The sequence below is a fragment of the Pseudomonas sp. MYb118 genome, from assembly GCF_040947875.1.
GTDB lineage: Bacteria > Pseudomonadota > Gammaproteobacteria > Pseudomonadales > Pseudomonadaceae > Aquipseudomonas.
On the sequence record NZ_JBFRXN010000002.1, the window covers coordinates 1221407 to 1235735 of the forward strand.

Genomic DNA, 14329 nt, shown 5'->3' on the forward strand with positions numbered 1-14329 from the left:
AATCGCGAGCAGGCTCGCTCCCACAGTGGATTTGTGTACGCCATAAATGAACTGTGGGAGCGAGCCTGCTCGCGATAGCGCCATCCGATTCGCTAAAAATCCCCCTGAATAAAAATTATTTTCATCCAGCCCTATCACTTTTCAAATCTCATTCGGCACACAGGCAATTGAGAAGTATTCCCTTTCAGGAGCCGCTGTATGTCCCGTTCGCTTGACACGTTTTTGCGCCCCAGCCTGTTGGCGGTCGCTATCGCCCTTTGCACCCCGCTGGCCAGCAGCCAGCTGATCGCCGCTGAGCAGGCGTCCAGCGTTCGCGCCTACAACCTGCCGGCCGCGCCATTGGCCAGCACCCTGAACCAGATCGCCAGCCAGGCCGGCGTGGCGCTGTCGCTCAATCCATCCCTGGCAGCAGGCAAGACCTCTGCCCCGGTCAGTGGCCAGTACGATGCCGTTGGCGCCCTGCGTGCAGCCCTGCGCGGCACCGGTCTGCAACTTGAACAGAGCAGCACCGGTACCTACAGCCTGGTGGCCGCACCTGAAGGCGTTGTCGCATTGCCGGAAACCAACGTGATCGGCGTAGGCACCACCGAAAATGCCTGGGGACCGGTCGAGGGTTACGTCGCCACTCGCACTGCGGCAGGCACCAAGACCGACACGCCTATCGTCGAGGCACCGCGCTCGATGTCGGTGATCACCCGCGCACAGATGGACGATCGTGGGGTACAGAACCTCGATGACGCCGTGCGTTACATGCCGGGTGTGATTGCCAGCAGCTACGGCAGCGACTCGCGTGCCGACTGGCTGCGCGTGCGCGGCTTCGAACCGACCCAGTTCCTCGATGGCCTGCCGTTACCGAAAGGCTCCTACGCCAACCCGAAGGCTGAAACCTGGAACCTGGAACGCATTACACTCCTGCGCGGCCCTGCCTCCTCGGTGTACGGCCAGACCCCTCCCGGCGGCATGCTCGACATGGTCAGCCGTCGTCCCGAGGCCATTGCCAGCCACGAAGTACGCGCCGAAGTCGGCAGTAACAACCGCAAGCAGATCAGCTTCGACAGCACCGGCAAAGTCGATGACGAAGGTCAGTTCCTCTACCGCGTCGACGGCGTGGTGCGTGACAGCGGGATGCCGGTCGACCACACCGATGACAAGCGCTACAACCTGGCGCCGAGCCTGACGTGGAACATGGACGACGACACGCACGTGACGTTCCTCTCGCAGTTCACTCGCGACGATACCGGGGTCAGCGGTCAGTTCCTGCCGCTGCAAGGCACCAAGCTGGATTCACCGCTCGGGGATATCTCGCACCACAAGAACCTGGGCGACCCGGAGTCCGATCACTACGATCGCACCTACTACGCACTGGGCTATGCCTTTGACCATCGCCTGAATGACGTCTGGCAGTTCAAACAGAATCTGCGCTATACCAAGAGCGATCTGGAATTCCAGCAAACCTATGCGTCGTTCGGTAACTCGGTGTCGCCGGATGGCACGCTGGCTCGCCTGGTCGACAAGGTCGATGAAGACATCAGCCAGTTCGCCGTGGATAACAACTTCCAGGCCGATTTCCAGACGGGTCCGCTCAGCCATGTCCTGCTGATCGGGCTGGATCATCAACGCACCAATACCAACTACAGATGGCTTGAAGGCAGTGCTCCGCCGAGCAACGTCATCACGCCGGTCCGTGGTGCCGACTACTCCAACGTCAATTACGCCACCTTCTACGACTACAACCAGAAGACCAACCAGACAGGTCTGTACGTCCAGGATCAAATCTCCCTGGATAAATGGCGCCTGACCCTGGGCGGCCGTGAAGACTGGATTCATACCGCGACGCAGTTCAACAACCTCAGCGACGCCACCAACACTCAGCGCGATAAAGCCTTCAGTGGAAACGCCGGCTTGAGCTATGTGTTCGATTCGGGGATTACGCCGTACATCTCCTACACCGAGTCGTTCCAGCCATCCATGGGTGCCGATGCCAGCTCCACCAACTCGTTCAAACCGACCGAAGGCAAGCAAACCGAAGTCGGCGTGAAGTACATGCCACCAGGCAGCAACACACTGCTGACCGCAGCGGCGTTCGATCTGCGTCAGGAAAACGTTTCCGTGACCCAGAACAACGTGACCAGTCAGGTCGGCGAGCTGAAAGTGCGCGGTATCGAGCTTGAAGCCACTTCCGACGTCAACGAAAACTTGAAGGTGGTGGGTTCCTACACCTACACCGACACCGAAATCCTCAAGGGCGCCGACAAAGGTAATCGCTTCAAACTGGTTCCGCGAAATCAGGCCTCGCTGTGGTCTGACTACACATGGCGTTCGGGCTTCCTCGACGGCTTTGGCGTCGGCGCGGGCGTTCGCTATGTCGGTGACACCTACGGCAGCACCAGCAATACCGAAAACTCGCACGTTGGCTCCTACACTGTGTACGACGCCTCCGTCCATTATGATCTGAGCCGTCTTAACCCGGCGCTGGCTGGTGTTTCGGTCGACGTCACGGCGAAGAACATTTTCGACAAGGACTACGTCTCGACTTGCGACGGTTTCTGGTGCTACTACGGTGATGAACGCAATGTCGTGGCTGCCGTGAACTACAAGTGGTAACGGGTTGAACTGACAAGACCCTGTACCCGAGCCGTCCTCATTGGACGGCTTTGGTATTTCTGAGAGTCATGAAATGAAAAGCAAAACAATCCGCCGCTGGTCCTTCGTCCACACCTGGACCAGCCTGATCTGCACCGTGTTCCTGTTGATGCTGGCGCTCACCGGCCTGCCGTTGATCTTCCATCATGAGATTGATCACCTGCTGGGTGATGCCCCGGAGTTGAAGGTCATGCCGGCCGACACTCCGCAGCTCAATCTGCAGCAACTGGTGCAGGCGGCAGAAAGACATCGTCCCGGCGAAGTCATGCAGTATTTCGGTTATGAGGAAGACGAACCCAACGCTGCCATTGCCATCATGGCGGCCACCGCCGGGACCGAGCCGAACTCGTCGCACACCTTCATGCTCGATGCGCGCACCGGCGAAGCGCTGGAAATGCCGTCGGCCAATGGCGGGTTCATGATGTTGATGCTGCGCCTGCACGTGGACATGTTCGCCGAACTGCCGGGCAAGCTGTTGCTGGCGTTCATGGGCCTGCTGTTCGTGGTGGCGATCGTGTCCGGGACGGTGTTGTACCTGCCGTTCATGCGCCGCCTCAAGTTCGCCACCGTGCGCCAGGACAAATCCACCCGCCTGCGCTGGCTCGACCTGCACAACCTGATTGGCGTGGTCACCCTGACCTGGGCGCTGGTCGTGGGCGTCACCGGTGTCATCAGCGCCTGCGCCGACCTGCTGATCGCGCAATGGCGCAACGACACGCTCAACACCATGATCGCGCCGTACCGCAATGCCCCGCCGCTGACCCAACTGGCCCCGGCCACCCGCCTGCTCGACATCGCCCGTGACGCCGCGCCCGGCATGCGCCCGGACTTCATCGCCTTCCCCGGCACGCGGTTTTCCAGTGAGCACCATTACGCCGTGTTCATGAAGGGCAGCACGCACCTGACCTCCCACCTGTTGACGCCGATCCTGATCGACGCCAGCAACCTCGAGGTCACCGCCGTGGTCGAGCGGCCGTGGTACATGGACGCCATGGGCATGTCGCAGCCGCTGCACTTCGGCGACTACGGCGGCATGCCGATGAAAATCCTCTGGGCCACCCTCGACGTGCTGACCATCATCGTGCTCGGCAGCGGTGTCTACCTGTGGGTGGTGCGGCGCAGAGCGGCCAAGCCCGCGCTGGAAAAAGCCGAGGTCGCCGCATGAAGCCTCGGCAATCGAACTTCTGGAAAGTCTTCGCCACGCCCACGGTGATCGCCCTGCTGACTGCCGCAGGCCTGTTTGCCGCGCTACTGGGCGATGGCGCCTGGGATGCCCTGAGCTGGCTGGGGCTGGGCATACCCGCCGCCCTGGCCCTGCGCGGCCTGCTGCAACGCCGCTGACGCACGGCTGCCCCCTTGTGGGAGCGAGCCTGCTCGCGAGGCGGTATGTTGTCACCACAATTGCTGGCTGACACTCCGCCTCGCGAGCAGGCTCGCTCCCACAGGTTATCCCACAAGGGTTCTGCCTAGTTTGAGCCAACCCTGCAACACGCTATGCTGCCCCCCTCAGCCACCGACCGAGACGCAGCCATGTCCGCCCCGAGCATGACCCTGTACCACAACCCCCTCTCGCCCTTCGTACGCAAAGTCATGGTGCTGTTGCACGAAACCGGCCAGCAGGATCGCGTCAGCCTGCAAAACTGCGTACTGACCCCGGTCGACCCCGACCAGGCGCTGATCGACGACAATCCCCTGAGCAAGATCCCGGCCCTGCGCCTGGCCGACGGCAACGTCATCCACGACAGCCGGGTGATCCTCGACTACCTCGACCATCAGCACGTCGGCAACCCGCTGATTCCCCGTGAAGGTTCGGCCCGCTGGCGCCGCCTGACCCTGGCCTCGATGGCCGACGGCATCATGGACGCCGCCGTGCTGACCCGCTACGAAGTCGCCCTGCGTGCACCGGAAAAACACTGGCCGCAATGGCTCGACGGCCAGCGCGACAAGATCCGCCGTGCCCTGGCCCTGCTGGAAAAAGACGCGATTGCCGAGCTGACCAGCCACTTCGATGTGGCGGCGATCAGCGTGGCGTGTGCGTTGGGTTACCTGGACCTGCGCCATCCGGATCTGGCATGGCGCGAGGCGAATCCGCAGTTGGCGGCCTGGTATTTCGAGGTGAGCCAGCGGCCTTCGATGCTGGCGACGATGCCCAAGGTTTAGATTTTCGCTGGCAGGGCTGGCCTCATCGCGGGCAGTCGAATCGTCGCACCGCAGCTCCCACACCGGACCGCGCCGTCAGGTGGGAGCGACGGAGCGACGATTCGATCCGCTCGCGATGGCATCCCAGCGGTTCCGACGTAAATAACTCGCAAATCAACACCACCAACCTCTCCCCTTCCCGCTGATCCTCGCGCAACCCCAGCGACCGGCTCATTTCACCTCTCCCAAATCAAACGCCACCGGCTTGGCCACCTTCTGCCCCACCCCGTACCAATCCAGTTTTCTGGTCAGCACCATGAACACCCCGAGCACGCCGAACAGCAGCCCCGACCCCATCAACAACGCGTAATCCTCGGCGCTCAACAGCCCGTAAAGCAGGCCATACAGAGCCACCAGCCCCGCCGAGAAACTCAAGCCGTGGCGCACGCTGTGCAGGACATGGCAGACGTAGAACCCGATCAACGACACACAGGCGCCGGCCGACAGCAGGTACGCCGGATCAAAGCCGATGTGCTCGGACAACGACAACAACAGCAGATAAAAGAACGCCAGCGCCACCCCCACCAATGCGTATTGCACCGGGTGCACCGCCAGGCTTTTCAGCACTTCGAAAAGGAAGAAACCGGCAAACGTCAGAACAATGAACAACAGCGCATATTTGATCGCCCGATCGCTTTTCAGGTACTGGTCAACCGGGTCGATGAAGCTCACGCCAAAGCTGCGCCCATTGAACGCTTCACAGCTGCGGCGCAGCACGCAGTCATTCAGGGCTTCTTGCAGGTTGGTGGAGAAGAACGAGGTCTGCCACTCGGCGGAAAAGCCCTGGTCGGTGATGTCACGCTTGGCCGGCAGGTAGTTGCCGATGAAGCTGGGGTGCGGCCAGTTGGCGGTCAGCGACACGTTGCTGGTCTTGCCCACCGGCACCACCTGCAACTGGCCGGTGCCTTGCAGCTTCAGGTCGAATGCGAACGCCAGCTCGGTGTTCTGCCTGGCGTCCAACGCCGGCAACACCACGTGCACACCCTCGCCCAGCCAACCGACCTGGCTGCCCGGCACGAAGTCCAGGCGCTGGCCGTTGAGTTCGAGTTTCAAGGCATTCTCGATGCCGCGAATGTCGCTGATACCGACGGCGAGGAACGGCTGGTCGAACTGGTAATCGGCGAAATCTTCCTTGATGCCCAATTGCGCCGGCAGCGAAAAGTGTCCGTTGATACGGTTGTCGGCATGGAACAGTCGCGCCTGATAAATGCCCCGGGCACGCAGTTCCGTGGCCACCTCGCCGTCGAGTTCGAAGCGCTCCGGCAGGAAGTACAGGCGACCGCGTTCTTCGCCGACTTCCTGGTAGCGCTGGTTGGTCTTTTCGTTGAGTTTCCAGGTGCGCACCACCTTGCGGTACGGCACCACCATCAGCGGCCCGCTCAATTGCTGGCTGTAGCTGGAACTGCGGGCGATGTCTTCGAGCACGCCGTCGCGCAGTTGCTGGCGGTCCTGGATGACGCCGTTGATCATCAGCAGCGGAATCAGCAGCAACAAAATCAGCAGGGCGATGGCCCCGAGTTTCAAGGTCAGATTGCGGTTCATGGGACTCTCCCTGTTTGGATGGGGAGAGTCTGGGGTCGGTGTGTGGAGGGGTTATGTGGGGTTTATGGAGATTGTGTGGAGACTGAGCCCCTGTGGGAGCGAGCCTGCTCGCGATAGACACAACTCGGTCTCAAGGCAGACACAAAATCACCTCCACCCCACCCTCGACATTGCCAATCCTCAACACCCCACCATGCAACTTCGCCACTTCCTCGACAAAATTAAGCCCCAACCCGGTGCTCTTGCGCCCACTGTCCGGACGCGGCAGGGAATAAAAGCGCTCACTCAAACGCGGCAACGCATAATCCGGTATCGCCTCGGCCTGGTTGAACAGTTTCAACTCGACCCGCTCCCCCACCCGAGCAGCACTGAACCGTAACAGGCCCTGGGCCTGGGTGAAATCCAGCGCATTTTCCAGCAGATTCGCCAGCGCCTGACGCAACAGAAACGGCTCCCCCAACCACGCCAGGTCCGGCGCGACCGCCCGCTCCACGCGCAACTGCTTGCCTTCGATACGCCCGGCCTGAGCCATCAGCAATTCATCCACCAGCCCCGCCAGCGGCACCGGCACGCGCTCCTCCAACCCCTGGCGCTGTTCCACCAGGGCCAGGTTCAACAGCCGCTCGATCAACTGCTGCATACGCACGCTTTCATTGTCGATGTTGCTGACGAAGCGCTGCTGTTGCGCCAACGGCATTTCCCCCTGCAGCAACTCCGCCGCACCGCGAATCGCCGCCAGCGGGCTTTTCAGTTCATGGGTCAGCGTGTGCACATAACGCTCGACGTAGGCCTTGCCTTCAAGCTGGGTGCGCATCTGCTCCACGGCCGTCGCCAGTTGCTCCAGCTCGCCGCCGCGATAATGCGGCACCTCGACCCGGCGCCCTTCGCTGACCGCCTGCGCGTACGCAGTCAGCCGGCGCAGCGCCGCACTCAACCACCACGACAGCAACGCGCCGAACAACAGGCCCAGACCGATCAACCCGGCGCCATACGCCAGCAAGCGGCGCTCGGTGCGGTCGACATAAGGTTGCAGCGAGCTGTTGGGCTTGGCCACGGTTACAACGCCTATGATCTGGCCGTTGTCACGGATCGCCGCCCCCACGTGCATCACTGACGAGCTGGCATCGTCCGGGTCACTGCGAGTCGAACGCGCGCCGTACTCACCGCGCAAGGTCAGGTAAACATCGTTCCAGCGCGAATAATCCTGGCCGACCGCCGTACCGCTGGAATCCAGCACCACGATACCCTTGGCGTCGGTGACGTAGATGCGATGGTTGACCTGGTTCTTCGGCAAGCCCCAGATGCTCGCCTTCGGTTGCCGTTCGCCATAGGCCTTGAGCAACTGCGGCCAGCGGTTCTGGTTGAGGGTGCCAGCCTTGAAGTCATCGCGCAGAATCTCTGCCATCAGGTTGGCGGTATCCACCAGGGTTTCTTCCGTGGACTGGCGCACGCCAGGACGGATTTCCTCCATGACCGTGCTGAGCACAAAGTAACCGGTCAGGCCGATGAACAGCACATAGACCAGGAAAATCCGTAGCCCGAGTGGCATTAGCTGTGCCCCGGGCTGTAGCTGTAGCCGAGGCCGCGATGGGTCTGGATCGGCTCGGCATCGCCCTTCACCGCGCGCAACTTGGCGCGCACGCTCTTGATGTGGCTGTCGATACTGCGCTCGTAGCCGGCATCGGCCGCCACGCCCAGGGCATCGAGCAACTGCTCGCGGCTGAACACCCGTTCGGGCTGTTCGAGCAGGCATTGCAAGAGGCGAAATTCGTGGCGGGTCAGGCTCAGCACCTGGCCGCGATAGTGGATCTGCACCCGCTCATGATCGACACGGAACAGGCCCGACGAGGGCTCGGCCTCCACACGGGGCGCCATGCGCTTGAGAATCGCGCGAACCCGCGCCGTCACTTCGCGAGGGCTGAACGGCTTGACCACGTAATCATCAGCGCCGATCTCCAGGCCCACCACCCGATCAATTTCTGCGTCACGGGCCGTGAGGAAAATCACCGGCACCTCTGAGAAACGCCGCAGTTGCTTGCAGGTTTCAAAGCCACTGATGTCGGGCAGGCCGATATCGAGAATGATCAGGTCAGCCGGCGTCTGCCGTTGATGCTCCAGCGCGGCGGCCCCGAGGTTCAGCCAGGTGGTACTGAAACCTTCGCCCTGCAAGGCAAAAATCAGCGTATCGGCAATCGCCGCTTCGTCTTCGACAATCAGGATGTGAGGCATGGCGTCCGAGCCCGGCAGTGGAGTGGGCGAACGGTGACTCAAGCCTTACATCACGTCAATCGGGCGGGTTGAAATCAGCAGTCCGGCTTGTCCGCCGTGAAACGCCGAGCCGGGTTCACCGCTGCGCCGAACTCGCGCAAGGCCTTGGCACCGATCAGCAGCGGATAGTTGAAGCTGCTGCGGTCGGTGAGGTTGACCTCGACGGTGCGCTTGACGTTGCCCAGGCACAGTTCCAGGTCGACCACCGGGCGCTTGGTCGGCGCCGCCACTTCCTCGTCATCGTCTTCTTCGGAGCGGGTCTTGATCTTGCTGATACGCGCGATCTTGTGCTCGAAGATCTTGTTGCTGGCGTCCTTGGTGGCCAGGCGGAACCGCACCCAGTCTTCGCCATCGCGGGTGAAGGTTTCGATGTCCCTGGCCGACAGCGAGGCGGTCAGCGCGCCGGTGTCCATTTTCGCCTTGAGCACTTCACCGCCGATTTCCGGCAGGGCGATGTATTCGTAGCGGCCGTACAGGGTCGGTTCGGCGGCCATGACCGGCAGGGCAACCAGGGACAAAATTGCAAGAAAAGATTTCACGTGATCGGTGTCCTTGAGAAAGGGGCAGCGGGATTTTAGACCGCCGGCAAGGGATTCGTTCGTTCTTCAAATCGCTATCGCGAGCAGGCTCGCTCCCACATTAGACAGCGCCCAACTGTGGGAGCGAGCCTGCTCGCGAGGGGCCGGTATGCCTGGCTGCATTTTTGCGAGCATACCGATAACAAGGTGAAACATTCGTCACCGGCAATTTGGCCTGCCACCCGAACCTGCTTATCATGGCCCGCCCAATGGTTTTCAAGAGTCGCCCATGCGCCGCCTGCTCACTGGCTGTTTCGTCGCCCTGCTGCTGTTGCTCAACACCCTGGTCCTGATCGGGCCCTTGATGGTGTTCGCCCTGCTCAAGCTGGTCCTGCCCGGCCGTTTTCGCGATTACGCTTCCGGGGCGGTGATGTGGATCGCCGAGACCTGGTCGGAGATCGACAAGCTGATCTTCCACCTGTGCATCCCCACCCAATGGGACATTCGCGGTGGCGACGACCTGCGGCGCGACACCTCGTACCTGGTGATCAGCAACCATCAATCCTGGGTCGACATCCCGGCGCTGATCCAGACGCTGAACCGGCGCACGCCGTTCTTCAAATTCTTCCTCAAGAAGGAACTGATCTGGGTGCCGTTCCTGGGGCTGGCGTGGTGGGCGCTGGATTACCCGTTCATGAAGCGCTACACCAAGGCGTTCCTGGCGAAAAACCCGGAGCTGGCGGGCAAGGACCTGGAAATCACCAAGGCCGCCTGCGAACTGTTCAAGCGCCAGCCGGTGACCGTGGTCAATTACCTGGAAGGCACCCGTTTCACTCCGGCGAAAAGCACCCAGCAGCAATCACCGTTCAGCCATCTGCTCAAGCCCAAGGCCGGCGGCGTGGCGTTCGTACTGGCGGCGATGGGGGAACAGCTGGACGCCATTCTCGATGTGACGGTGGTCTACCCGCAGGCGAACATCCCGGGGTTCTGGGACCTGATCAGCGGCAACGTGCCGAGGGTGATCATTGATATCCACACCCGCGAGCTCGACCCGGCGCTGTGGCAGGGCGATTACGAAAACGACCCGGTGTTTCGCGAGTCGGTGCAGAACTGGGTCAACCAGCTCTGGACCGAGAAAGACCTTCGCATCGCCGCCCTGCGCAACGAAAGCCGCTGAATCAGCTGCCGGTGCCCCAGATACCGCCCAGGCTTTGCAGCAGCGAGCCGCCAACGCCCTGCTGACCGAGGTATTGCAGGATCAACGGGGCAAACTGGCCGACCATGCCGCTGTCCATGCCCAGGGCATCGAACGCGTTGTTCAGGTCGTTGGTGTCTTTGACGTTGCCCAAGGCATTATCCAGGCCGGCGGCCTTGCCGTTGGAACCGAGCAGACTGGCCAGCGCGCCCAACTCGCCACCGCCCGATAATTTGTCGATGCCCGGCACGCTCTTGGCCAGCTCGGCGTAGTCGGCGGTGCTCAACTGATTCTTCGCCAGCCCCAGCATCGCCCCGGTGCCGCCGACGGCTTGTTGCGGGGTCACGTCCAGCTGACTGAGCGCACCGAGCAAGCCGGCGGTCTCGGAGGTTGGCGCAGCCTCGGTGGCAGCGTTGTCACCCTTCATGCCGGCAATGGCGCTGGCCGCATCGCCCAGACTGAACTGTGCAAACACCGGCCCGGCGGCCAGGGTCATGAGCGATGCCAGTACAAAACCGCGTGAAACCTTCATCCAGACACCCTCAACGAAAAACCGCCCGGGAATGGGCGGTTAAAACAGTTCGTTGGACTAAAGCCATCGGCGATTGTTCCCCCGCCCCACCGCCACTGTGGGAGCGAGCCTGCTCGCGATGGTCGTCAACGGTAACGCTGGCTACCTGACAAACTGCGCTGTCTGTGCCTCCATCGCGAGCAGGCTCGCTCCCACAGTGGGCATGGATCGGGCATAGGTGAGGTGCCGTAATAGAAAAAGGGCGACATTCGTCGCCCTTTCCCTTGCGCGTATGACTTACGCCGCACTGAACAACTTGTGCGGGTCGATCACAAACTTCTTCGGCACGCCGGCATCGAACTCGCCGTAGCCTTCCGGCGCCTGGTCCAGGCTGATCACCTGCACGCCCACCACTTCGGCGATGTTGATGCGGTCCCACATGATGGCTTGCATCAGCGCCCGGTTATACTTCATCACCGGAGTCTGGCCGGTGTGGAAGCTGTGGGACTTGGCCCAGCCCAGGCCAAAGCGGATGCTCAGGCTGCCCATCTTCGCGGCGGCGTCGACGGCGCCCGGGTCTTCGGTGACGTAGAGGCCGGGGATGCCGATTTTGCCGGCAACCCGGACCACGCCCATCAGCGAGTTGAGCACGGTGGCCGGCGCTTCGTGTTTCACGCCATCATGACCGTGACCACGGGCTTCGAAGCCCACGCAGTCCACGGCGCAATCCACTTCAGGCTCGCCCAGCAGGTCGGCGATCTGCTCGTGCAGCGGTGCGTCCTTGGACAGGTCGACGATTTCAAAACCCTGGGCCTTGGCGTGGGCCAGGCGGATCGGGTTGACGTCGCCGACGATCACCACCGCCGCACCCAGTAGGCGCGCCGAAGCGGCAGACGCCAGGCCGACCGGGCCGGCACCGGCGATGTACACGGTGCTGCCTGGGCCGACACCGGCGGTCACGGCACCGTGGTAGCCGGTGGGCAGGATGTCGGAGAGGCAGGTCAGGTCACGGATTTTTTCCATGGCCTTGTCGCGGTCCGGCAGTTTCAGCAGGTTGAAGTCGGCGTACGGCACCAGCACGTATTCGGCCTGGCCGCCGGTCCAGTCGCCCATGTCGACATAGCCGTAAGCGCCACCGGCACGGGCCGGGTTGACGGTCAGGCACACGCCGGTGTGTTGCTCCTTGCAGGAACGGCAGCGCCCGCACGCCACGTTGAACGGTACGGAGACCAGGTCGCCGATTTTCAGGTTTTCGACGTCGCTGCCCTTCTCGATCACTTCACCAGTGATCTCGTGCCCCAGGACCAGGCCGACCTGGGCGGTGGTACGGCCGCGCACCATGTGCTGGTCGGAACCACAGATGTTGGTGGAAACCACACGCAGGATGACACCGTGCTCGATCTTCCTGCCGCGCGGGTCCTGCATTTTCGGATAGTCGATTTTCTGTACTTCGACCTTGCCAGAGCCGAGATACACCACACCACGATTGCCAGACATGCTTTCACCTCGCTGTTGTTTTTATGTAACGGACGCGTCGCCAAAGGACGGCGGCGCGCTGGTTGCTCGGGTACAGATGCTGTTCTTGTGTTGCCTGTTGTGCCGTCATCGCGAGCAGGCTCGCTCCCACAGTTGATCATTGGTGTGACCAGGATTTGCAGGCAGACACAAATCCTGTGGGAGCGGGCTTGCCCGCGATAGCGATCTAGAGAACGACCGTACGATTGGCGTTCAAAAACACCCTTCTCTCAATGTGATACCCCACGGCCCGCGCCAACGTCAGGCCTTCAATGTCCCGCCCCTTGGCGATCAGATCTTCCGGATAGTGGCTGTGATCCACCACCTCCACGCCCTGGGCGATGATCGGACCTTCATCAAGGTCGTTGTTGATGTAATGCGCCGTCGCGCCGACCAGTTTCACGCCCTTGTTGTAGGCCTGGTGGTACGGCTTGGCGCCCTTGAACCCCGGCAGCAGGGAGTGGTGGATGTTGATCGCCTTGCCATCGAGCTTGCGGCACAGTTCCGGCGACAAAACCTGCATGTAACGCGCAAGGATCACCAGTTCGGCGCCGGCGTCTTCGATCACTTGCAGCACCTGGCGCTCCTGCGACGGCTTGTCGTTCGGGTCCAGGGGGAAATGGTAGTACGGAATCTGGTGCCAGTCGGCCAGCGGCTTGAGATCCGGATGGTTGGACACCACCGCCGCCACGTCCATTGACAACTGGCCGATGCGCTGGCGGTAGAGCAGGTCGTTGAGGCAGTGATCGGCCTTGGAGACCATGATCACCACTTTCGGCCGGTAGTGCGGGGGCGTCAGTTCGAAGATCATGCCGAACGACTCGCCTCGCTCCTGCAGGCCTGCGCGGAAGGATTGCTCGTCGAAGCCGTCGGGCTGACGGAATTCCACACGAATGAAAAAGCGGCCCGAAAGCCGGTCATCGAACGAATGGTGCTCGGTGACGTAGCAGCCCTGCTCGAACAGAAAGCGGGTCACCGCGTCCACGGTGCCGAGTACGCTGGGGCAGTCGGCGGTCAGGATCCATGTGTCTGGGGCGCGGCTCATAGCGGGTGACTCCTGGAACATTGATATTCTATGCGCCTCTCCTGTGGGAGCGGGCTTGCTCGCGAATGCGGTGTGTCAGTCGCCATTGATACAGCTGACCCAGCGCATTCGCGAGCAAGCCCGCTCCCACAGGGTGGAGGGGTGAATCAGGCCTGCACGGCCAGGCCGTACTCGGCCGAGGCGTCTTGCAGCCACAGCCACCAGTAGTCGGAGAAGCTGCGACGGATCAGCAGTTCCCAGGTGTCTTCGGCGGTGTGGCGGATCACCAGTTGCGACTTGGCGAACACGGTGCCCACGGCCTTGCCCACCGGGAAGCTGTTGGGGTGCACGTCGTAGCTGGTGGATTTCATCAGCACCTGGCGCACGTTCGGGCCGCTCAGTTCGAGGATCTGCTGGCCGCCGCTGACGTTGACGATCTGGATGTGCAGGTCGCCCAGCGCTTCGCGCAGTTTTTTCTCGGCTTCGAACTCTTCGCCGCTCGGCACGATCAGCAGCCATTCGTCCGGGCCCAGCCATTGCAGGCTGGTTTCACCCTTGACGATGACGGTCAGTGCGGCCGGCAGTTCGATGCCCAGGGCCTTGTGCACACCGGCGGCGAACGCGGCGTCATGGCCATCGCCACGGATGGTCAGGTGGCCGAGGAGTTTTTTCTCGCGCACGGTCACGCCGGCGCTCTTGCGGCCCTTGCCCACCAGGCTGGCGAGGTCGGCATGATGCAGCGACGACTCGGCCTTGGCCCCGGTGGTTGGGCGTTGTTGGTATACGTTGGCTGCGGTCATAAGGCACCCTTTGCTGAATTCTGTTGGTTCCGGCTCCTGTGGTGGCAGGCCCGCCGCCATCGCGAGCAAGCCCGCTCCCACAGGGAAACGCATTCCAAATTGTGGGAGCGGGCT

General features: G+C 62.0%; 13 protein-coding genes. 5 read left to right on the top strand and 8 right to left on the bottom strand.

All coding sequences use genetic code 11. The features are described 5' to 3' along the window. Nucleotides 1-198: 198 nt before the first annotated feature. From ABVN20_RS11465 to ABVN20_RS11480, 4 genes are all read left to right on the top strand, one after another. On the top strand, nt 199-2604 hold the full coding sequence (locus ABVN20_RS11465) for a TonB-dependent siderophore receptor (protein ID WP_368555721.1): 2406 nt from the start codon (nt 199-201) through the stop codon (nt 2602-2604). A 73-nt stretch (nt 2605-2677) separates the two neighbouring features. After that, on the top strand, nt 2678-3808 hold the full coding sequence (locus tag ABVN20_RS11470) for a PepSY-associated TM helix domain-containing protein (protein ID WP_368555722.1): 1131 nt from the start codon (nt 2678-2680) through the stop codon (nt 3806-3808). Next, entirely contained in the window at nt 3805-3984 is a 180-nt protein-coding gene (locus tag ABVN20_RS11475; protein WP_368555723.1) for a hypothetical protein, read from the top strand. Before ABVN20_RS11470 ends, ABVN20_RS11475 begins: the two co-directional genes overlap by 4 nt. Before the next feature lie 189 nt (nt 3985-4173). Continuing rightward, the gene (locus ABVN20_RS11480; RefSeq protein ID WP_368555724.1) at nt 4174-4803 is read left to right on the top strand and encodes a glutathione S-transferase; all 630 of its coding nucleotides are present in this window, start codon (nt 4174-4176) and stop codon (nt 4801-4803) included. A gap of 210 nt (nt 4804-5013) precedes the next feature. Here the strand turns inward: ABVN20_RS11480 and creD are convergent, their stop codons facing one another. The 4 genes from creD to ABVN20_RS11500 all read right to left on the bottom strand — a co-directional run bounded on the left by creD (nt 5014) and on the right by ABVN20_RS11500 (nt 9191). Next, on the bottom strand, nt 5014-6384 hold the full coding sequence (creD, locus tag ABVN20_RS11485; RefSeq protein ID WP_368555725.1) for a cell envelope integrity protein CreD: 1371 nt from the start codon (nt 6382-6384) through the stop codon (nt 5014-5016). Nucleotides 6385-6514: 130 nt separating this feature from the next. Continuing rightward, nucleotides 6515-7933 (bottom strand): two-component system sensor histidine kinase CreC, encoded by a 1419-nt coding sequence (creC, locus tag ABVN20_RS11490; RefSeq protein ID WP_368555726.1) that lies wholly within the window; start codon nt 7931-7933, stop codon nt 6515-6517. Further along, nucleotides 7933-8613 (bottom strand): two-component system response regulator CreB, encoded by a 681-nt coding sequence (gene creB, locus ABVN20_RS11495; protein ID WP_368555728.1) that lies wholly within the window; start codon nt 8611-8613, stop codon nt 7933-7935. Before creB ends, creC begins: the two co-directional genes overlap by 1 nt. A 74-nt stretch (nt 8614-8687) precedes the next feature. After that, entirely contained in the window at nt 8688-9191 is a 504-nt protein-coding gene (locus tag ABVN20_RS11500; RefSeq protein ID WP_368555729.1) for an ATP-dependent zinc protease, read from the bottom strand. A 268-nt stretch (nt 9192-9459) separates the two neighbouring features. Here ABVN20_RS11500 and ABVN20_RS11505 point away from each other — a divergent pair, with 268 nt between their 5' ends. Then, the gene (locus tag ABVN20_RS11505) at nt 9460-10347 is read left to right on the top strand and encodes an acyltransferase (protein WP_368555731.1); all 888 of its coding nucleotides are present in this window, start codon (nt 9460-9462) and stop codon (nt 10345-10347) included. Between the two features lies 1 nt (nt 10348). Here ABVN20_RS11505 and ABVN20_RS11510 read toward each other — a convergent pair whose 3' ends face one another. The 4 genes from ABVN20_RS11510 to ABVN20_RS11525 all read right to left on the bottom strand — a co-directional run bounded on the left by ABVN20_RS11510 (nt 10349) and on the right by ABVN20_RS11525 (nt 14215). Continuing rightward, nucleotides 10349-10897 carry a DUF2780 domain-containing protein gene (locus ABVN20_RS11510; RefSeq protein ID WP_368555732.1) on the bottom strand — a complete coding sequence of 183 codons (549 nt, stop codon included), beginning with the start codon at nt 10895-10897 and terminating at the stop codon, nt 10349-10351. Between the two features lie 276 nt (nt 10898-11173). After that, nucleotides 11174-12373, bottom strand: a complete 1200-nt coding sequence (gene fdhA / locus ABVN20_RS11515; RefSeq protein ID WP_368555733.1) for a formaldehyde dehydrogenase, glutathione-independent — start codon at nt 12371-12373, stop codon at nt 11174-11176. A 205-nt stretch (nt 12374-12578) separates the two neighbouring features. Then, nucleotides 12579-13436, bottom strand: a complete 858-nt coding sequence (gene purU, locus ABVN20_RS11520) for a formyltetrahydrofolate deformylase (protein ID WP_150705249.1) — start codon at nt 13434-13436, stop codon at nt 12579-12581. A gap of 146 nt (nt 13437-13582) precedes the next feature. After that, on the bottom strand, nt 13583-14215 hold the full coding sequence (locus ABVN20_RS11525) for a sarcosine oxidase subunit gamma (RefSeq protein WP_368555735.1): 633 nt from the start codon (nt 14213-14215) through the stop codon (nt 13583-13585). Nucleotides 14216-14329 lie beyond the last annotated feature (114 nt).